The organism is Arthrobacter endolithicus (assembly GCF_026627425.1).
Classification (GTDB): domain Bacteria; phylum Actinomycetota; class Actinomycetes; order Actinomycetales; family Micrococcaceae; genus Arthrobacter_M.
Genome location: NZ_JAPNLH010000015.1, coordinates 24,865 through 45,392 on the forward strand (window position 1 = coordinate 24,865; position 20,528 = coordinate 45,392).

At 63.4% G+C, this 20,528-nt stretch carries 17 protein-coding genes; 4 read left to right on the top strand and 13 right to left on the bottom strand.

Annotation, left to right across the window (positions count from 1 at the left end; all coding sequences use genetic code 11):
* Nucleotides 1–52 precede the first annotated feature (52 nt).
* From OS914_RS13300 to OS914_RS13325, 6 genes are all read right to left on the bottom strand, one after another.
* Nucleotides 53–2,146 (bottom strand): hypothetical protein, encoded by a 2,094-nt coding sequence (locus OS914_RS13300; RefSeq protein WP_267546542.1) that lies wholly within the window; start codon nt 2,144–2,146, stop codon nt 53–55.
* A 75-nt stretch (nt 2,147–2,221) separates the two neighbouring features.
* Nucleotides 2,222–3,304: a glycoside hydrolase family 130 protein gene (locus tag OS914_RS13305; protein ID WP_267546543.1), complete on the bottom strand. Its 1,083-nt coding sequence runs from the start codon at nt 3,302–3,304 to the stop codon at nt 2,222–2,224.
* A gap of 5 nt (nt 3,305–3,309) precedes the next feature.
* Nucleotides 3,310–4,176 (bottom strand): carbohydrate ABC transporter permease, encoded by an 867-nt coding sequence (locus OS914_RS13310; RefSeq protein WP_267546544.1) that lies wholly within the window; start codon nt 4,174–4,176, stop codon nt 3,310–3,312.
* A gap of 1 nt (nt 4,177) precedes the next feature.
* Nucleotides 4,178–5,215, bottom strand: coding sequence for a carbohydrate ABC transporter permease (locus tag OS914_RS13315; protein ID WP_267546545.1), 1,038 nt, complete (start codon nt 5,213–5,215; stop codon nt 4,178–4,180).
* Between the two features lie 13 nt (nt 5,216–5,228).
* Nucleotides 5,229–6,527 carry an ABC transporter substrate-binding protein gene (locus OS914_RS13320; RefSeq protein ID WP_267546546.1) on the bottom strand — a complete coding sequence of 433 codons (1,299 nt, stop codon included), beginning with the start codon at nt 6,525–6,527 and terminating at the stop codon, nt 5,229–5,231.
* Between the two features lie 30 nt (nt 6,528–6,557).
* Nucleotides 6,558–7,625 carry a LacI family DNA-binding transcriptional regulator gene (locus tag OS914_RS13325; RefSeq protein WP_267546547.1) on the bottom strand — a complete coding sequence of 356 codons (1,068 nt, stop codon included), beginning with the start codon at nt 7,623–7,625 and terminating at the stop codon, nt 6,558–6,560.
* 410 nt (nt 7,626–8,035) lie between these two features.
* Here OS914_RS13325 and OS914_RS13330 point away from each other — a divergent pair, with 410 nt between their 5' ends.
* Nucleotides 8,036–8,641 carry a hypothetical protein gene (locus tag OS914_RS13330; protein WP_267546548.1) on the top strand — a complete coding sequence of 202 codons (606 nt, stop codon included), beginning with the start codon at nt 8,036–8,038 and terminating at the stop codon, nt 8,639–8,641.
* 115 nt (nt 8,642–8,756) lie between these two features.
* Here OS914_RS13330 and OS914_RS13335 read toward each other — a convergent pair whose 3' ends face one another.
* The 5 genes from OS914_RS13335 to OS914_RS13355 all read right to left on the bottom strand — a co-directional run bounded on the left by OS914_RS13335 (nt 8,757) and on the right by OS914_RS13355 (nt 13,944).
* Complete coding sequence (locus tag OS914_RS13335) at nt 8,757–9,527, bottom strand: GntR family transcriptional regulator (protein WP_267546549.1); 771 nt, start codon at nt 9,525–9,527, stop codon at nt 8,757–8,759.
* Nucleotides 9,524–10,252, bottom strand: coding sequence for a maleate cis-trans isomerase family protein (locus tag OS914_RS13340; protein ID WP_267546550.1), 729 nt, complete (start codon nt 10,250–10,252; stop codon nt 9,524–9,526). The genes OS914_RS13335 and OS914_RS13340 overlap by 4 nt, the downstream gene beginning before the upstream one ends.
* Nucleotides 10,252–11,682: a dihydroorotase gene (locus OS914_RS13345; RefSeq protein WP_267546551.1), complete on the bottom strand. Its 1,431-nt coding sequence runs from the start codon at nt 11,680–11,682 to the stop codon at nt 10,252–10,254. The genes OS914_RS13340 and OS914_RS13345 overlap by 1 nt, the downstream gene beginning before the upstream one ends.
* A 4-nt stretch (nt 11,683–11,686) precedes the next feature.
* On the bottom strand, nt 11,687–12,454 hold the full coding sequence (locus OS914_RS13350) for an aspartate/glutamate racemase family protein (RefSeq protein ID WP_267546552.1): 768 nt from the start codon (nt 12,452–12,454) through the stop codon (nt 11,687–11,689).
* 146 nt (nt 12,455–12,600) lie between these two features.
* Nucleotides 12,601–13,944, bottom strand: coding sequence for an MFS transporter (locus tag OS914_RS13355; protein WP_267546553.1), 1,344 nt, complete (start codon nt 13,942–13,944; stop codon nt 12,601–12,603).
* A 337-nt stretch (nt 13,945–14,281) separates the two neighbouring features.
* Between OS914_RS13355 and OS914_RS13360 the strand changes: the two genes are divergently transcribed.
* A complete protein-coding gene (locus OS914_RS13360; RefSeq protein ID WP_267546554.1) occupies nt 14,282–15,124 on the top strand; it encodes a fumarylacetoacetate hydrolase family protein in 843 nt (280 codons plus the stop codon).
* Nucleotides 15,125–15,275: 151 nt separating this feature from the next.
* On the opposite strand, the gene OS914_RS13365 is transcribed toward OS914_RS13360, so the two are convergent.
* A complete protein-coding gene (locus tag OS914_RS13365; RefSeq protein WP_267546555.1) occupies nt 15,276–15,623 on the bottom strand; it encodes a type II toxin-antitoxin system PemK/MazF family toxin in 348 nt (115 codons plus the stop codon).
* Nucleotides 15,624–15,965: 342 nt separating this feature from the next.
* Here OS914_RS13365 and OS914_RS13370 point away from each other — a divergent pair, with 342 nt between their 5' ends.
* Nucleotides 15,966–16,598, top strand: coding sequence for a hemerythrin domain-containing protein (locus OS914_RS13370; protein WP_267546595.1), 633 nt, complete (start codon nt 15,966–15,968; stop codon nt 16,596–16,598).
* A 29-nt stretch (nt 16,599–16,627) separates the two neighbouring features.
* Complete coding sequence (locus OS914_RS18270; protein ID WP_420713952.1) at nt 16,628–16,861, top strand: DUF6308 family protein; 234 nt, start codon at nt 16,628–16,630, stop codon at nt 16,859–16,861.
* Between the two features lie 474 nt (nt 16,862–17,335).
* Here OS914_RS18270 and OS914_RS13375 read toward each other — a convergent pair whose 3' ends face one another.
* Nucleotides 17,336–20,479, bottom strand: coding sequence for a DEAD/DEAH box helicase (locus OS914_RS13375; protein ID WP_267546596.1), 3,144 nt, complete (start codon nt 20,477–20,479; stop codon nt 17,336–17,338).
* Nucleotides 20,480–20,528: the final 49 nt, after the last annotated feature.

Here is a 20,528-nt window from a genome sequence, read left to right on the forward strand (position 1 = left end):
TGGACCTTCCGAACATCCCCTCCTGCCGCGACCTTTCCGGCAGGCGCCAGCGCTACTTTTGTACCAGCGTCACCCAGGTAAACCCGCCCGGGAACACCTCGACCCGGCCGGAGTGGTCCGCTCCGTTGGCATTCGGCCCGGCTGGGACAGGGCGGCCGGAGGAGTCAAACGCCTGCTGCTGCAGCTTGAACCCCTTCGGCAGGTCAACGCGGTGAAAGGAGGTGCGTGCCGCGGCACTGACGTACAGGCTCGAGTCGCCGCCGGGCCCGCTCACGGATACGGAGGAGATTTCCGGCTGGAGCAGCAGCGCATCGATGGCTGCGGTCCCGTTGGAACGCCCGACGACGACCGCCGCGTTTCCGGCCGGCAGCGGCGAACCCAGCGCAAACGGGTAGAGGATCCCCGGTGCCCCGGTCACTCCCTGGGCTCCGGCGCCGCCGTTAGGCGTTGTTCCGAGCACGGTGCGCCCGGACGTCCACGAAGTATTCCCGGCCGGGGCGATGCTGCGGTTCCCGATCGGGTAGACGTTCCGGGGCTGGTTGTCGGCGGGAACCGGGATGGCTACTGATCCCCCGGCGGCAAGGGAGACATATGCTCCACCGGATATATTCGCCTCCCCGGTCCAGGCGGCGGCCGGTTTCACCACGGTTCCGCCGGTAATGCTGCCGGATTCTGCCTCCACCACGCTGAGGCCATGGGAGCTGACCGTCTTATTGATCGCGAGGGCCTTGTCCTTAAGCGAAGGGTTCGCGTCAAGGGTGAGCATGCTCAGCAGCGTATGGATGGTGGATTCGGCACCGGAGTTGGGGTTGATCCGGCCGTCCGATTCGATCCCGTCGATGGCGGTGCCGGTGGCCCGGTTGTAGGCGGGGGCACCATTGGGGTTGGCCCCGAAGAACCAGGCCGCGGCAACCGCCGCCACGTCCAGTAGCCCGGGCGCATTGCTGGCCGTCGCCGTCGCCACCAGGGACTCCACGCGCGAATCCACGCCATAGGCAATTTGCGCCTCGCCCGGCGTCGGGCTCCAGGCGTTGTCCGGGCCGCCCGCGGCGAGCAGCTGCGGGGTGAACTGTGCGGAGTCCTTAACCGCGGCGGCCAGCAGGTCCGGCCGGTGCAGCACTGGGGCCGCCGTCGCGACGGCGGCAGGGGCCATGCCGCCCCATGCATGCCAGAGGGACTGGGAGGTGACGGAGGGCAGGATGGCGCCGAAAGGCCACTGCCGGGTGGAGCCGGAGGACATCTTCGCGATGCCCTCGGTCAGCTCGCGCAACGCGGTGTTGGCGCTGTCGTCGCCGGGAGCGGCGGTGACGTACGCGGCGAGGCCAAGCACCGCTTCCGCAGAGGCATCCGCGCCCCCGGTGATCAGCCACGCCGGCACCTGCACGCCGTCGGCCACGTCGAAGTGCCCGTACCTGGCCAGCGACTGCCGGTTGAGGGAAGCCAGCGCCAGGTGCAGCCGGTCGGCCAGAAAGGCAGCGAATTGCGGGTCTGCGGATTTGAACGCCGCGTACCCCTCACCAAGGGCCCATACCGTCCGGGCCAGCCAGTAGGACTCGGCCGAATCCGACGGATCGGGCAGCTCCACCGGCTTGGCGCTCGGGTTCAGCGTGCCGTCGGCCTGCTGCCAGAGCACCACATTGCCGGCGTTGGGGCCGGTTGTGGTCTGCAGGTACGTCAGCGAGCGCAGCGTCTGGAAGGCGTGCTCCCGGCTGGCAGCGTTCCCGGTCTGTTGCCAGTGCCTCAGGTAGACCACGGCCGTACGGGCAATATCGTCGGCGTTATAGGCCCCTTGGCTCCAGTAGCCGGTGGCATTGTCAAGGGTGCCGCCGCCCAGCCGCGTGTAGCTGCCATCAACGTTCTTGTTGGCATATGTCCACGGCGCCTGCGCGGATGGCTGCTGCTCCAGCTGGTATGTGGTGTGCCCGCTCACGGGTTTTAGCGAGACCGCATCCAGCAGAAAGTTCAGATGGGCCAGGTTGGTCAACGGGACGGACGACGGCGGCGCAGGTGCCTGTGGCGCGGCCGTCAGCTGGGGTGCCGGGGACGCGACGGCGGCCGTTTCCGCCCCGAGCAGCAGCATCGATAAAGCGGCGACGATCGCCACCGGTTTGGTCATTCTTCGTGAAATAGCGGTCACGCGAACCATATCTGCCTCCTGAGAAGGTGCTAAGTAATGAATCTCCCTGCGGACGCTGCCGGGCGGACCGGCGCGCGGCGGGGGTCAGATCCGATCGAGCCTGGCGACTCCAATCTTGGAGTCGGCCATGCCGTAGAAAACGAAGAGCTGGCCGGCAACTTCTTCGATGGCGGTCGGAAAGACCACATTGGGCACAATCCCCGACTTTTCATCCGCCGTTTCCGGCGCCAGCAGCGGTTCAGCACTGCGGGCGATCACCCTGGACGGGTCATGGGCATCCAGGATCATGGCGGCCGCCGCGTAATTGACCTTCTGCTGGAGGGCGAAGGCGGACTTCGCCATTTCCCCGGAAACGCCGTGGTGGATCAGCAGCCAGCCCTCCTTGACCCGGATGGGCGCCGGGCCGGCGCCGATCTTCAGTTCCTCGAATGGGAATTCGCTCATCGCCACCAGCCGGTGCTTAGACATGTGCACCAGGTTGCGGAAATCCCGCTGCACCTCTGCCACCGGGACATAGGAGATCCAGATGCCCGGCCTGTTGTCCGTCAGACCGGCGGGCAGGTGCTCACCTTCGCCGTCGCGGACCCAGCCAAGGTCCCACATCGGCCGGTGCAGCATCGCGTAGGAAGGGACGCCGTCGGGGTCATTCACCGGCTCCGGGAAAAAGACGGCATCCTTGTTCGGGAACAGATTCAGATCCATGGACAGATCCGCCTGGTACTCGAAGAAACATGGACCGAGCCGGTGCCAGGAGCGCAGGTCCTCGGACCAGGCAAAAGCCAGCCGCGGCCCCAGCGGCCCGTACGCCACGTAGGTCATCAAATGTCTGTCCAGTGCCGGGACCCATGTAACACGCGGATCCTCAATGCCGGCATTCTGCAGGCCACGTTCCCAGCCCTCATCCGGTGCCAGCACAATACCTTCGCGCTCCACGGAAGCGGGGACGCCGTCGTCGTTCATGACCACTTTGGCCAGCCCCACACGGGAAACGTTGCCGGCGGCCACCAGCCGGGGCAGCAGATACAGCTCGCCCTCCCGCGTCCATCCGCTGGCAGGGTTAAGCACGCCAGCCGCCTCGAAGTCGTTGCCCTCCTGCGGCACCATAATGACGCCGTTGCGGGTCAGTGTGAAGGGGACCGCCGGCAACGCTGAAGGTGAAGAACTCATACTCATTAGCCCTTTACGCTGGATCCGAGATTCGTGGAGATGAATTGCCGCTGGAAGAAAATGAAGAGCGCAACGGCGGGTGCCGCGAGGACGCAGGCGCCGGCCAGGATGGCGCCAAACGGGTTGGACGCGGTGGCGGCAATGTTGGAGATGTAGTTGGCAAGCGAGACCGCCAACGGCTGCAGCGACTGGTCCTTGGTGACCAGGAACGGCCACAGGAACTCGTTCCAGGGGCCAATGAAGGTCAGCAGGATCGCGGTGACAATGGCCGGGCGGACCAGCGGGATGGCAACCTGCCACAGGATCCGCAGTTCGCTGGCACCGTCGATCCGTGCCGCTTCGAACAAAGTGGACGGCAGCTGCATGAAATACTGCCGGAACACGAACACCGCGGTGGAATTGATCGCGAACGGCAGGATCATGCCCAGGTAGTTATCGCCCAGGCCGTAGTCGCGGACGATCATCACGTACAGCGGAATGAGCAGCAGCTGGAAAGGGATCATCTGCACCAGCAGCATCATGGCGAACACCACGCCGCGGCCTCGGAACTGCATCTGCGCCAGAGCGTAGCCGACCAGCAGGCCGAAAACCACAGTGGCCAGGATGACCCCGCCGGTGAAAATGCCCGAATTCACCAGACCCTTGAACAGATTGATGGAGCCGTTAATGTTGACGTAGTTTTCCCCCGTGATGTTGCCCGGCTCCGGGAAGGCCCCGCCCACCGAGGTGTCCGGGGAGGTCTGCAGCGAGCCGATCAGCATGTAGTAGAAGGGGAAGAGGAACACGAAGGCTCCGAGGGCCAGCAGGATGAAACTGCCTACACTCAGATTCCGGCGTTTGTCCACCGACGCTCTTTTCGAGGTGATCGACATGTTATTCCTCCCCGCTTCTGCCGCCAACGAGCCGGTTCTGAATCAGCGCAATCACGAGAACGCCAAGGACCAACACCACGCCCAGCGCCGCCGCGACGTCCGGATTCCCCTGCAGAATGCCCTTCTGGTACATCAGGAATACCGGAGAGCTCGAGGCACCATCGGGCCCTCCTCCGCCGGTGAGCAGATATGGCTCGGTAAAGAGATTGGCGCCGGTAATGGTTGCCAGCAGGGTCACCAGGACGCTGGCGGAGCGGACCCCGGGCACCGTGATGTTCCAGAACTGCACCCATTTGTTGCCGCCGTCCACGGACGCGGATTCGTACAGCTCCTCCGGAATGTTCTGCAGTGCGGCCAGGTACAGCAGAATGAAAAACCCCAGCTGCTTCCACGTCACATACAGCGCCACCGTCGGCATCGCGAGCCAGGAATTCACCAGCCAGGACGGGTTCGGCGCCAGCACACCCAGGAGCGAGTTGATCAAGCCGTTCTGCTGGAACAGGAAAAGCCAGACGCCGATCACGGCGACGCTGGCCGTGACATAGGGAACGTAGTAGCTGACCCGGAAGAAAGTCTTGAGCCTGGTGATGCGGTTCAGCGCATTCGCCAGGATCAGGGACAGGCCCACGGTCAGCGGGACGTTGATCACCATGAACACCAGAATGTTCAAAAATGACCGCCGCACCACCGGATCGGAAAGCACCGTAATGTAGTTCGCGATTCCCACGAACGGCCGATCCACCTGGACGCCGGGAGCGGTGAAATAGAACTGATGGAAGGAGATCCACACGGCATAGCCCAGCGGGTACGCCAGCACCCCCAGAATAAAAATCACGTATGGGGCACTGAAGAGAAGGCCTAGCGGCTGCTTACCCAGAGGCCGGAACTTTTGTTTGATCTCGGGGCGACCGGGCCTGCGCCGCAGTGTCTTCCTGCCTGCCGGCTGCTTACCGGCCGACGGCGGCGCACCCGCCTCCGGCCCGGTCGGCGGCACTGCGCCGTCCCGGCGGGATGCGCCGCTTGCGGAACGAAGTGACATGGCCGATCACCCGTTACTTCTGCGCCGCGAGTTGGTTGATCTTGTCCGCCGCACCCTTGAACGCATCGTCAATGCTTTGGTTGGCGAAAATCACCGACTTGTTCCAGGCGTCCCGGAACGTCTGCCAGATCTGCACCGAGTTCGTCACATTGGGAACTTCCACGGTCCGGCTGGCCTGGTCCGCGAAGTCCTTGTATAGGGGATTCGCGGTGAAGTAGGCCGCGTACGTGGCAGGCAGGTCCTTGCGCATCGGCATCTGGCCGGTCTCAGAGAGCAGTTTGCCGTCTTCGTCCTTGCTGGTGGCGAATTTCAGCACCTCCCAGGCCGTCGCCTGGTTCTTGCAGGATGAGTACAGCCCCACGTTCTTCGCGTCGGAGAAGGTATAGGACTTATCCTGCTTTTCCGTCCCCGGGATCGGCACCGACCCCCAGTTCACCTTGTCCTTGTAGGAGGCGATTGCCCACGGACCGGCGAGCGCCATGGCGGATTTGCCTTCCGCAAAGGAATCGCCCTGGTAGACCTCCTTAGAGGCCAGGTTCTCCTTGTAGAGCGTGGCAAACATGGACGCTACCTGCTTACCCTGATCGTCGTCGAAGGTCGCCTTGCCGTCCTTGATCAGCTGCGTTCCCTTGGTATTGGCAGCGTAAAACGGGTAGAAGTCGAACCAGGACTGGAAATAATCTCCCGCCGGCGAGGGCCAGATGGCCTTTTGCGCGGCTCCGGACTTGACTAGCGTACGTGCCGTGTCCAGCAGTTCCGACTCTGTGCCCAGCTTGGGGTTCGCCGGATCCAGTCCGGCCTTGGCGAACAGGTCCTTGTTGTAGAACAGCACCACAGGATTGGACTTCCACGGCAGCTGGTAGAGCTTTCCGTCCGCTGACTTGTACTGGTCAGCCAGGTCTCCGGTGCGGTCCTTGATGTACTGGGCGCCATCCGGGAAGGAATCCAGAGCCACAAGACCGCCCTGCTTCTGGAACTGCGGGACGGCCACCGGTGCCGTATTAAAGACCAGGCACGGCGTGTTCCCGGCTGTGATCGCTGCCCCAATGGTTTCTTCGGAGCTCTTTCCGGCCGGGATCTCCTGCGCATCGACCTTTTCATCCGGATGGGCCGCGTTCCAGGCAGCCACCATCTCCTTGCCCCATTTGACCTCAAACTCGTTGTTCGAGTACCAGATCTTGATCGGTCCCTTGGCCGTAAGGGCCGCAGAGGCATTACCGCCACCGCCGCCGCCGCAGGCTGCCAACCCTGCGCCCAAGACAGCGATTGCCGCCATGGAGATAATCCGGACACTGCTAGTGGTGCGTTTCATTGCGTCTCCTGACGATGATTTGATTCCTGGCTAAATCCCTGCTGTCGAAATTTGCGAGCGGTCCTCGGCGACGGCAGCTACGTGCTTCGGCACCACTGCGGTGGAGCCGCGCAGCACAAGGCGCGGCGGTCTGAGAACCAGGTCGCCGCCGTCGTGCGTTCCCTTCACCTGGCCCAGCAGCATGGCCGCTGCTTCCCGTCCCCAGGCCAGCGGATCCGCAGCAATGGTGGTCAGCGGCGGATTCAGATACCGCGCGAACTGCGCATTGTCATATCCGGTGACGGACAGGTCCCCCGGCACATTTAACCCGTGCGCCTGCGCGTAGGACTGCCCCGCCGTAGCCATCAAATCGTTGGCGTAGACGATCGCCGTCGGCCTGTTCTTGCGCGCCAGCAGCCGTGCCGTGGCCGCCACGCCGCCCGGTGCCGTAAAGTCCGCCTCCGCGAAAAGGTCCGCGTCCAGTCCGGCTGCTGTCAGCGCATTTCCCCAAGCCCGGCGACGGCTGCGGCCGTGCAGGTACGCCTGCTCGCCGCCAACGTGCGCGATGCGCGTGTGGCCCAGTGACATGAGATGCTCGACCGCGGCGGTGATGCCGACGGCGTCGTCCATGCACACCGCGGGAAACGGCGACGGCGTATCCGGCCGGTTCAGCGTCACTGCCGGCAGCCCCAGCCCGCTTAGCAAGGCGATGCGCGAATCGTCGTGGCGCACGTCGCTGAGGATCACGCCGTCCACGCGGCCCCCGTCGGCAAGCTTGCGGTAACTGCGCTCCTCGGCACCCGGCTCGGTGGCGACCGTCAGCACCAGCGTGTAATCATGCTTTTCCAGCGTCATCTCAACTCCGGCGATGAATGACGGGAAGAACGGATCCGAGCCCAGCAGCTTGGCCTCCCGGGCAATCACCAGACCCAGGGCGTACGCCTTTGCGGACCGGAGGCTCTTCGCGCGCAGACTGGGCGTCCAGCCCAGCGTCTTCGCGGTATTGAGAATCCGCTGCCGGGTCTGGTTCCCCACGCCCGCATGGCCGTTGAGCGCAAGGGAGACCGCACCCCTGCTCACCCCCGCCGCCCTGGCGACGTCGCTGATCGTGACTGCCACTGGTTTATCACCTGCCCCGCGTGCTGCCGCCGTGACGTGATTCACTAGATCGATTTAGTAGCCGTCAGTCAACCTGCTTCGGCGGAGGTTGTCAAGGCTCATAACCCGTGCTCTTCGATTTGGTCATGTAGGCGCTACGTTTCGCGGCCGGGCCAGCGCTAAAGGCCGGAATTCTTATGTTCGGCTTAAAGGTAGCCATGTCGTCCGTTTTGTTTGTTACGAATGCGAGTTCCGTGCCGATGGTCAGAAGTAAGCAAGCTAGGTTCCGCCGTCTGATTCTCATCGGAAAATGGCGCGAGGAATCATAGCCGGGGGCTACCCCTCGGAACCGGGCGGGAAGCAGGGGGAACCGTGAATCTTTTGCGCCCGGACCTCTTGCCTCTTCACTCGCCCTTTCTTAGGAACCCACCATGTCTGAACCAATCGCACCCGTGTACGAACCTTTGCCGGCACCTGCACCCGTAGGCCCTGCCAAAGGCAACGTTTTTGGTACCGTCGCTCTCGTTTTGGGCATCATTGCAATGGTCTTCTGCTTCATTCCGGTTGCAGGCATAGCTGCCTTCATCCTCGGTCCGCTGGCCATCGTCTTCGCCATCGTCGGTCTAACGCGCAAACACGCAAAAAAAGGCACATCGATTGCCGGACTCATCCTTGGGGCCATCGCCATTGTTGTGGCCATCATCGTCACAATCGTCATCAGCATTGCAGTCAGCAGCATCGACAAGTCGGTCAATGCCGAGCACCAGATCGACTACGTCGTCACCTCCGCTGGCCCCGCCCACGTCTCCTACTGGACCGGGGGCGGCACATCAACGGAAGACATCACGGCAGACTGGAAAAAGTCCGTCACGGCCAAAGGATTCGAAATCAGCTCCCTCACTGTGACCGGCGACTACGCTACGGCCGGACAGGTCAGCTGCGAAATTCTCGTTGACGGCAAATCGATCTCCAAGAACAGCGGCTCCGGCACCGGCGCGAACGCACTTTGCTCAGGATCTACGTCGAGCTCTAAGTAGTAGCTGCCGGCCAGCTTCTCACTGGCCTGCACAATTCGGGGGTGCCGGGATAACCGGGCACCCCCGAATCAGCAGCCGCCACGGGCTTCTGCCTTCGCGCTGTCCTGCAGTGCTGCTACTGCGCCCGCTGAAATAACGCGTGCAGGGTCCGGTGCCTGCTGGAGCGCACGTGTTGCTCGGCGACCTTGGCCGCCAATTCCGCGTCCCCGGAGGCGATGGCATCCAGCAACTGCTCGTGCTCGCTGCAGAGCAGCTCCAAGTCGTCCGTCTGGCGGAAGAGCCATTGCAGGCGTCCGTGCAGCGGTTCCAGGATATTGCGGAGCAATTCGTTGTGGGCCAGCCTCGGGATCTCGTCGTGGAATTTGCCGTTGGCTTCGCGGGCGGCGCCGACGTCCTTGCGCGCGGTGGCGTCTTTCGCGTCGTCCAGGATCTGCTTCAGGGCCGACAGGTCCGCGTCCGTGGCCCGTTGGGCTGCCAGGCGGCAGCTCATCCCTTCTAAGGCTTCACGGACGTCAAAGAGCTCCTCCACGTCGGCACGGGTCAGTTCCCGTACGACAAGCCCGCGGGTGGGCCGTTCGGTGACCAGGCCTTCCTCACGGAGCATGCGCAGTGCTTCCCGGATGGGCAGCCTGGAGACATCGAACTCCGCGGCCAGGTCGCGTTCGATCAGACGGATGCCGGGTGCGTACCGGCCGTTGTAGATCCGCTGCCGGATCTGGTCCCGGACCGTTTCGCGTAGCGGCTGTTCGCGGAGGGTGCCTTCGCTCAGAGATGGCAAAACTGTCCTGTCCTGGCGTACCGATGTAGTGATGTGTCCTTTGCTCTTTATGTTAGCCAAGTCCAGTGCTGCCGCGTGCGGATGGGTGCGTCGGGAGGGTGTGATCACGACAGCAGGCGCCCCCACTGCAAATCCAGGCCGGCTGCCCCGGCCAGGGACAGGCACTTCCACAGGGTCACGGCAACCGAATCCAGGACCGGAACACCGTGGTCCCGTTCCATCTGGGCCACAATGGGCGCGCCGTAAAGATTCGTGCACAGGTAGATCAGCGCCTGAAGTTGGGCGCCGGCGTCGCTGAGAAGTTCCTTCGACGGAGCCAGCAGCTCGGCCGGATCAACCCGGGCGAAGGATTCGTTGACGCTCAGGCCCAGGTGCCTCTCGCCGACGACGGAAATACCCTCGGTCCGGTAACTGGTGATCACGGCATCGTTGACGTCCTGGGTGTAGGGGGTGACCAGCCCTATCCGGGAGATCCCGAAAGCCTGGAAGGCATCAAGGTAGGCCAGCGTGGACGTCGTTGCCGGTATGCCAGTGGCCGCAGTGATCTGCCGGACCATTTCCCGGTCGTGGTCCGCTCCCAGCCAGGAACCGGCGGTGCCGTTCCAGGCCAGCACGTCAACCTCGGCGGTTTTGAGCAGCTCGGCCGCGTCCAGCATCGTTTGGAAGTCGAACTGCTGGGCGGAGCCGGCATCCAGGGCGATGCGGGTGACGCCGATCCGGGTGGAATGGACGGTGACGTCGGTCCGGTCGCCCAGGATCCGGTAGGTCTGCGGTTCCAGACAAGTGTTGGAGGAGGGTACGATCATGCCGATCCGTACGGGACGTGTTGACATTAGAGAGCCTTTCCGGCCAAAGCGGCAGTTTTGTGTGTGTCGTAACGATTCAGGAAGCGGCCGGTGGGTCCCGGATCGGTGAATTCGCCGGCGTGCAGCACCACCCGCCCGCCCATCACCACGGTGGCCGGCCAGCCGGCCAGCTCCATGCCGTCAAAGGGTGAAAAATCGGTCCCCATATGCAGCGCCTTTCCGTCCACCGTTCGCACGTCGTCCGGATCGAAGATGACCAGGTCCGCGTCGTAGCCGGGGGCGATAATGCCTTTGCCTGGCAACTTGTTGATCCGCGCCGGCCCGGCGGCGAACAGCTCAACAAACTGCTGGATGGCCATGCCCTGCTCTATGACGAGCGTGGTGAAGGCAACCGGCATCCGGGTCTCGATGCCCGGCAGCCCGTGCGGCATGAACCGCACATCCTCGCTCCGGGACTGCTTCTGCGCCAGGTCATAGCAGGAGTGGTCCGAGGAAATAGTGTGCACTTCCCCGGCCTTAACCCGCTCCAGCAGGGCCGCCACCGTTTCGCGGCTGCGCATAGGCGGGCAGCAGGCAAACTTTTCCGGGAATTCGGACGCGTAGACCGCTTCATCCAAGGTGAGGTAGTGCGGGCACGTCTCGGAGTAGGCCTCCAGCCCGCGGGACCTGGCGTCCTGGACCAGAGCAACGGCCTCCGGAATGGTCTGGTGCACAAAGTAGACGGGCGCCCCGGTGTATTCAGCCATCGAGAGGACTTCGGCTACGGAGGCCGCTTCCGCCAATTCCGGCCGGGTATGGTGCAGGCGTCCGGCGGGAACAGGCACCGAGGCGCCGTGTTCATCAAAGCTGTGCTGCGCCAGGCAGTCGACAATGATCGGATCGTGCTCGGCATGGATGTAGGTGAGACCATCCAGCCGCACCATTTCGCGCATCACCTTCACGATAGTGTCGCCGTTGGCCATGGTGGAGCCGCGGTTGGTGGTGTACATCTTGACGGAGCGGATGCCAAGTTCCGCCAGCCGGTCCAGCTGCGCGGGGACGGTCTCGTCCCAGTCGATCACGGCGCCGTGCAGGGCCACGTCGCAGCGCGAGACTTCGGCGAGCCGCATCTTGTTTTCCGCGGCCTCAAGGGGGGTTTCGCTCGAGTCCGCCGGAATACCGAAGTCCATGATCGTCGTCGTGCCTCCCCAGAGCGCGGCGATGCTGGCGGTCTCGTAGGTGTCCAGGGATTTATAGGCGCCGGTCACCTGTTCCACGTGGGCGTGGGAATCCACTCCGCCGGGGATGACGGTACGGCCGGCGGCGTCCAGTGTCCGGGTGGCCGCCGGCAGGCGCTCCGGGGACGTGGCGGGGTCGTAGAGGGCGGTAATCCGGCCGCCGCTGACGGCAATATGGCCTTCTATGGTGCTGTCTGCATTGACGATGGTGGCGTTGGTGATGAGGAGATCCACGGTCATGGTGCTACCGAACTTTCTGGCTGGTCTTCGGGCCCCGGTCAAGGGTGCGGGTGATGTCCGCAGAGAGTCCTGCGTTGGTTTTCAGCGGCGGCCGGGCAAAGCTGCCCTTTCGGTGGGTGCCGCCGTTGAGGCTGACGAGCAGCTCGCACTGCTTCACGCCGGCGGAGATGCCGTCCACGACGGGGACGGGGATTTGGCCGCCGATCTCCCGCGCCAGGCCGGCGAGCGGTGCACCCGCCAGTATGACGACGTCGGCCCCGTCCTTGTCGACGACGTCGTGGGCCAGCTGCAGCAGCTTGTCCTTGAAATCTTCCTGGACGGAGCCGATGCTGCCGAGTGAATCCTGCAGCGAGCGGATTGAGGCGAGGCTGCTGCCCATCCCGTTGCGCTCCACGCATTCCCGGTACCAGGCCTGGATCCGTTGGGAAATGGCAACGATGGAGAACCGGCTTCCCTGCAGGGCCGCCGTGTGGATGGCCGCCTCCGTGATTCCGACGACGGGAATATCGACGAGTTCCTTCAGTGCCGGCATTCCCGGGTCCCCGAAGGCCGCCACGACCACGCCGTCTATGTTGCCGTCCTCCTCGGCGATGATCTGCGCCACGGCGGTGCCGGCCAGCAGCGCCTCAACCCGAGTTTCGATGTATTCGACGCCGAACGCAGCGGTACGGACAATGATCTCGGTACCCGGGGATGCGGCACGCTCCGCCTCGGCTCGAATCAGCGCGGACACGCTCTCGCTGATATTGGGGTTGATGACCAGAATCTTCATGGCACGTACCTGTCTGCACTAGGGAGGGTTGGTGGGGCGTTGTCAGGGCCGCGAAAATTCGCGTCCCGGCGACGGGGATCCGGCTGCCGGACGAGCAGGCCCGCGCGCAGGCGGATCCCCGTGAGGGAGGTGACGCGTCGGTTGGCTTAGACCGGGAGGCGGCGGCTGTAGTCCATGGTCAGGACGGAGACGGCCATGATGACGGCGGAGCCGACGAAGTAGAGCAGCGCCCAGGTGTACCCGCCGGTGGCTCCGACGATCAGTCCCACCGCGATGGGGGTGATGAAGCCGTTGATGTTTCCGCTCAGGTTCATTGCTCCGCCCAGGATGCCGGCGTTGGCCCGGCCGCCGAGGAGTGCGGGAATGCTCCAGAACAGGCCCACCCAGCGCAGGAAGAACAAGACGGCGGAGAGGAGCAGGACGGCGGTCAGCGGGTCGGATACGACGGTCACGCCCACCAGGCCGAGGACAACGATCAGGCTGGAGATGCCCAGCAGCGTCCGCATGACCAGGTTGGCGGAGGCGCCCTTGGTCTGCCACCAGTCGGCGATGAAACCACCCAGAAGTTCGCCAACGAAGCCGGCGCCGAAGATCGCGAAGGTTCCCCAGCCAACCGCCGCCAGGTTGAAGTGCTTTGCCTGCGAGAGGTACAGCGGGCCCCAGGTCAGCAGGCCGTAAAAGACGCCGTTGAAGCCGAACCAGCCAAAGCACATGGACCAGAAGGAGCGGTATTTCAGGTACGGCAGCAGGCCACGCCGGCCGGCACCCTTAGCGGCTTCAGCCTTGGCGTCCTCTTCGGCGTGGCTGGCCTCGATGTAGGCGAGTTCGCCCTCGTTGACGTTCTTGTGCAGCCGGGGATTGTCACGGATGTACCACCAGGCAAGGAAACCAAAGGCGGCGGTGGCGATGCCGACGGCAATGAATGCTCCCCGCCAGCCACCGGTCAGCGCGATGAGACTGGCAATGATCAGACCGCCGAGGCCCGCACCCAAGGGGGCTCCAGCGTCCAAAATCGTTGCCCCACGGCCGCGTTCCTTCTGTGGCATCCACGTCGCATTCAGCTTGCCACCGGAGGGCATGATGCCGGCCTCCGTGATGCCGATAGCCGCGCGGGCGGTGAAGAGACTGGCGAAGTTCCAGGCCAGCCCGCAGGCTGCGGTGGCCAGGCCCCAGCCAACACACGACGCGGTGACCATCTTGCGGGCGCCAAAACGATCGATCAGCCAGCCGGCCGGGACCTGCATGAGCGCATAGGCAAAGAAGAAGGCCGACAGCAGCAGGCCGATCACTTCGGGGGAAAGGTTGAATTCCTTTTGAATCAGCGGCATGGCAACGGAAATAGAGCCGCGGTCCACATAGTTCAGGGTGACCAGAACAAGGAGCAGGACGAAGAGCTTCCAGCGCACCTTCGTGGGCCGGCGCTTAATCAGTGGTTCGGTGGTTGGCGGCCTTTCGGCTTCAACCTGAACGGTGGGTTCATTGATAGTCATTGGAGAAATCCTTTGGATGGACTGACAGCTCGGGGTACGGGCGCCGTCGCCTCGACGGTGAGGTAAAGATTTGGGATCCCAAAAATGAGAGTACGGCGTGGTGTAGATCACTGTCAACCAAAATTGAGAAAAGTATTTTGTATCGCGGATTATTTCCTTCACCGATCCATCCCCGACTCCATGAATTGCAGTCAACGGGCGACACAATAGCCACACGGCTTGCGGTACGCCCACCCCTGCGGCATACACTTTGGTATCCCATGAGGAACTGGGCGGGATCGCCAAGCCGCTCCAGCCGTTGACCATCTCCTGCCGGACAGCAACCAAAGGAAGCCAGATGAAATTCGCCCGAGTCGGACCCCACGGCGCAGAGATCCCCGTCCTGGTCCACGAGCAGCGGCTGTTTTCGCTCCAATCCTTAACCGCGGACATCGACGGCGCCTTCCTCGCCACAGGGGGGCCCGCCAAGGCGGCCGCCGCGCTGGCGGCCGGCGAACTGACCGAAGTTCCCGCCGACGGCGTCCGCTACGGCGCCCCCATAGCCCGCCCGTCCGCCGTCATCGGCATCGGCCAGAACTACGCTGCCCATGCCGCCGAGTCCGGCTCCCTGCCGCCGGAGCAGCCCATCATCTTCCTGAAAACCCCCAATACTGTGTCAGGTCCGAATGATCCGGTCACCATTCCGCACAGATCCACCAAGACCGACTGGGAAGTCGAACTCGGGGTGGTCATCGGGAAGACCGCGTCCTACCTGGACTCCAAGGAAGCCGCCCGGGAATACATCGCCGGCTATGTCACCGTCAACGACCTTTCCGAACGCGACTTCCAGATCAACATCTCCGGCGGCCAGTGGTCCAAGGGCAAGAACTTCCCCGGTTTCTGCCCCACCGGACCCTACCTGGTGACCCCCGATGAAGTGGACGCCGGCAATCTCCGGCTAAGCAGCTGGGTCAACGGCGAACCCCGGCAGAATTCGACGACGTCAGGCATGGTGTTCGACGTCGAGACGCTGATCCATGACCTCAGCCAGTACCTGGTGCTGGAACCGGGCGATCTGATCTGCACCGGCACACCCGAGGGCGTCGCGCTCTCCGGCCGCTTCCCCTACCTGAAAGCCGGCGACGTGCTGGAGATCGAGGTCGAAGGGCTGGGCCGCCAGCGCCAGGACTTCCTGAGCTAACCGGCCAGCCCACGCGCGGGTACCCGCCTACCGGGTCGGTGTCGAGTACCGACAGGACGAGTCCTTCCAGGATCATTGTGGGCAGCGTAGGCGCCGCCATGTCCGCCCGGACGGGTACCCCCGTTTGCTACGGGCTCCGACACTCCCAAAGCTACAGCTGCAAGTGCAGGCGAAGCGCCTCATCTAGACCGTGCATGGTCGCCGCTGAGAGTTGGCAGAGGACCGGTCCCAGCCGCTCTACTGCGACCGACCGGACCTGCTCCGCCTGCGCCTTGGAATCGACCCGCAACCCGGTCACTTCCACGGGAAGCAACACCTGGAAGGGAAATACCCTGCTGACGTTGCTGGTCATGGGCACAACCGTCACCACCCCGCGACCCAGCCGCTCCGCCGTCGAATTGGCGCGATCATTGCTGACGATGACCGCCGGACGCCGATTGTCCGCTTCGCTACCCCGGACAGGGTTGAGGTCCACCAGCCGGACCTCACCTCGCCGCATCCGCCAGCCCGTCTCCTGTGGGTTCGTCCCAGACAGCCTGCTCGCCAGCTGTCTCCCATTCTTCCCAGGCTGCGGTGTACGCAGCATCCAACCCGACGTGCCGCAGGAGACGGACGGCCTGTTGCACTGCCGCAGAGCGGGACGGCAATCCCTGTGTCCGGGCGTAGGTTTGCTACCGCTCAAGGCGACCATAAATTCTAGAGGTGCGAATCGCGTAGACGGGCATTCCGTTTCGATGTAGATTTCTTCCATCTTCGTGCGAAGGACTACGTGATGGACAACGACTCGCGCCCTAATGGAAACGCGTCAACCGCTGAGTTTCGCGGGTGTGATACCAGCGAGATGGTGGTGATCCATCGAATGTTTCGCCAGCAATTTTCCCAGGCTCCCCAGCTCGTTCGAGAAGTCCTGCCTGGGGATACAGGACGCTCGATGATAGTCGGCTGCCATATCGCAGAATTTGCGTCGGCACTCCGTCATCATCACGCGACTGAGGATGAGCGGCTTTGGGACACGTTGGAATCACGTTCTCCGGCATGCGCCCTACACGTCTCGCAAATGAAGGCCCAACACGCGGATGTGGTGGCGCTCCTCGACAAGCTCGATGCCCAGCTGTCCCAGTGGCAGGAAAGCGCAGATCCGGCAGCCGGGGAGGTGGTTGCTGGAATTCTCGACGAGGTCAATGCCACGCTTGCCCTGCATCTCGGCCGGGAAGAGGACAAGATGCTCCCTGTCGCATCAATGACAATGAGCCAACGCGAATGGAACAAGTTCCAGGCCCTCGGACGGGCGAGTGTTCCGAAAAACCGGTTGATGGTCCAACTCGGGTATATCCTCAACCCGTTGACGCCCGAGGAACGGACAGCATGGATGAAGGCAGGCCTACCCGGTTTCGTGCGACTGCTTTACCGCTTGGTTGGCCGCCGCCAACACGAAGCGGACTATCGCCGCGTGTATGGAACGGTTCCAGGCTAGTGCCTCGTCAGGCAACGTTTGCCTGTGCGATGTTGGTTCGATGTGAGGATCCAGCACTCGCCGCTGACCTGGCATCTGCCAGCGACGAAACGGACAAGGCGATAGTGCGGTTATTTGGAGTGCTCGAATCCACACCTGCTAAATGCGTCCGGCTTACAACACTGTCTAAAGTCCTTCACCGGGTTCGCCCGGCGCTGCTCCCGCTCTTCGACGACAACATCAAGCATTGCTATAGCGGAGTTTCCGGCGCCACTGTGCCCTAGAAAGACGGCAGAAGTCGAGCCAACTATCGCTGAGCGTGGCTCGAAGCGCTGCAGAATGATTTAGCAACCCAGCTGCCCCATTGGGAGGAAATCGCCGCTATGGCCCCAGGCCCAACGATCACTCCTTTACGTGCTCTGGACATCATTGGCTGGGAACTACGCGTATGTTCTCGGCTTCCCACTTACTGCCGGGACAGGGGGCCGTCGGGCGACGCGTGGTTAGCGACCCGCCTAGAATGGTGGGCGAGCTGCTTGGTTTTTCCGCAAACCGGACACTGGCCTACGGCCGTCAGATCATCCACGATGACCTCTTTGGCTCGAGTGCCATTGCCAGGGGCCCTACGAATTCGTTCGATGCTTATCCCGGACAGCGCACAGTCGTCCAGGTCATTCCCCTGGTCGAGGTAGCACATTTGCGAGTTTCTTCTCGTCGAAGTCCGCGCCGCAAATGGGACAGTTGAAAAATTGGCTGAGTCACAAAGCCACCGCGCTGGCGACCACAAACACGTCCGAGGGCATCGGGCGCTGTAGCTTCCAGTTGATGGCGATCGGCTTGGTCCCCGAATGCTGCACATAGTCGACCTGACCAAGGCAGGTGTAGGGCATGGTCATGCCCGTGTCATCGTTTTCGCGGGCCCGGGTGAAGAGCAGGATCTGTGAGCCGAATGCCTTGTGGTCCAGGTACCGCTGCCCGACAGGGCTCTCGGGTGAGGTTGAATTCTGCGATTCCCAGTGGAACAGGTCCTCACTGAGCGCGTAGTCCTTGTACATGATGGACGCGGCGCGGTCCTTGGCGTCCTTCTCCAGGGTCACGAAGAAGGCGTCCGTCTTGGTCTCCGCACTCCACGCTACACCCTCGCGGTGCCGGGCTTTCCGGCCATGCACGGATAAATATCCGAGGGCGGCGAGGATCTCTTCCCTGCGATAAGTGGCGTGGGAGTAGAGCGGGACGTGTTGAAGACCGAGCCCCAATCCTTTGGGCGCATACCGCGAGCGCTTGAGGCCCAGCGCTGCCAGTTGCTGGATTTCGGCGCAGGCATGGGGGAACTGCCGGAGATACTCAAGGCCTTCGTCGTAGGACGTGAAGCCGCCGGCTTCGGGCCAGAGCGCGAAGAAGAGCATGCGGGCGAAGGTCTGTTCGCGCAGTCCAAGGTCGTCGTAGCGTTGAGCGTCGGGCGAGGTGAGCCGGGTATAAGCGTCCACCCGTTCGGGATCGTCAATGCAGAGCAGTTGGGTCATGCGCTTGAGAATAAGAAGTTCTTCGGCAACGGACCGTTCGGAATCGACAGTAACCGGCATGGGACGGGCGCCGCCGGCCATCCCGTCGTTATCCAGCTCGCTATCCTCGAGCAGACCGGCGTCGCGCAGCAGCGCGGTCCAGGAATCGCCGGTCTTGCGGTACACGTCCTGCAGCGAGTTGCCCGATTCACGCAGGAAGTCCTCGAGCAGCAGTTCAGCATGCGAGCGCACGTCGGTGACCAGCTGGGCCCGGTTGAACCGAAGCTGCGCTTTGAGGTTCGCCAGCACAATCTGTTGAGCCACCCGGTCCAGCACAATCTGAGAGCCGGACGGCAGGAACGGGAATTCGTCGATGACGGCTTTTTCCAAGGCCTTCCGGCTGAGCCCGGTCAAGGCGCGGTACTTGGCGTCGAAGCGGAACTCGCGGCGCTGCTGGCCGATGTAGTCCAGCACGGTCAGCACGGACTTGTCTTTGGCCCGGCGCAGCCCGCGGCCAAGTTGCTGCAGAAAGACCGTGGCACTTTGGGTAGGCCGAAGCAGCATGATCGTGTCCACCTCGGGCAGGTCGAGCCCCTCATTGAAGAGGTCGACGGCGAAGATCACGTTCAGTTCGCAGCTCCTGAGCCGCCGCAGCGCGTCCGCACGTTCGTCGTCGGGCGTCTGCCCGGAGACGGCGACGGCGGCAATACCGGCGGTGTTGAAGACCTCGGCCATGTAGTGCGCGTGCTGCACGGACACGCAGAAACCGAGCGCACGCACGCCATCGGTGCTGGTGACCTTGTCGCGGAGCTCTTTGATGACCTTGGCCGCGCGGGCATCATTGCCGGTGTAGAGCCGGTCGAGCTGCCCGGTGTCATAGTTGCCGCGCTTCCACTCCACCTGGCTCAAGTCGACGTCGTCGGCCACACCGAAGTAGTGGAACGGGACCAGCAGATCCGCCTCCAGCGCATCCCAGAGGCGCAGCTCGCTGGCGGTCCGGCCGCCGAAGAACTGGTCGGCGACGTTGATACCGTCGCCGCGCTCAGGGGTGGCCGTCAGACCGAGCAGTTCCTGCGGCTGCAGATGGTCCAGGATGGCACGGTAGGTGGGTGCCTGGGCATGGTGAAATTCATCAATCACGACGACGTCGAAATGGCCCGGTTCGATGGTCCCGATCCCGAGGGCAGCCAGGGACTGGACGCTCGCGAAGACGTGCTTCCAGTCCTTGGGTTTGTGCTCACCCACGTAGAGCTCACCGAATGAACCGCTCTGCAGGACGTTCCGGTAGGTGGCCAGGGATTGCTTGAGGATTTCCTGCCGGTGTGCGACGAAGAGCAGCGTCAGGTCACGGCCGGCTGCTGCGCACAGGCGCTGATAATCCAGCGCGGCGACAACTGTCTTGCCGGTCCCGGTCGCGGCGACTAGCAGATTGCGGTGCTGGCCGTGGATTGCGCGCGCCGATTCAAGGTCCTCGAGCATCTCCTGCTGATGAAGGTACGGCTGCACCTCCAGACCCGTGAAAGTGTCCGGCCGGCTTACTGCCCGCCCGCCGTTGCGGGCCAGCGCGGCATCCAGCTTGTCGCCGTCGTTCTCCGGATCGTAGGGCTGGAACGCGCGCTGCTCCCAATAGCTGTCAAAGGTGATTTCAAACTTCTGCAGCAGCTTTGGCGTGCCCACCGAGGACAGCCGGACGTTCCATTCGAGGCCATCCAGCATGGCCGCGGCGCTGAGGTTTGAACTGCCCACGTAGGCCGTATCGAAGCCGGTGTTGCGGCGGAAGAGCCATGCTTTGGCGTGCAAACGCGTGGCGTGGGTTTCATAATTGATCCGTACCTCGGCACCGTACTTTGTCACCAGATCATCAATGGCCCGGCGTTCAGTGGCACCCATATAGGTGCTGGTCAGGACGCGCAGCTGGATGCCCCTGTCCCGCAGCTCCAGCAGTGCCGGTTCCAGCAAACGAAGCCCTGTCCAGCGGATGAAGGCGCAGAGCAGATCAACCCGGCTGGCCGACGCCATCTCGGTGCGGATCTCCGCGGCGAGGTTCGGATCGTCCTTGCCGTTGGTGAGCAGGGCGGCGTCGCTCAGCCTGGTGGTGGGGCGGCGGAGATTACGACGGCGCAGGCCGGCCGGAGCGGCGAGGGATCTCAGTTCCTGCGGACCCGGGTGGATGGTGTCCGGATGCTGCAGCGCGTGCAGGAGATTGTTTGCCAGGGCGACCCGCTCTTGCGGCCTGGCCTGCACGAGCGCTGCGCGTGCCAAGTCGCCGATATGCCGGGCCAGAACCTCAGGGGATGCGTCGTCGTCGACCGCTTCGAACACGGACAACAGCTCCTGCTGGCCGGCCACTCGCTCGCTCAACCGGCGCGTGCGCAGCGACTCGTATAGACCTTCAGCCAATAGCTCCGGCGGTTCTCCCCCAATGTTGTTCACTTTGCCAGGGTATGTG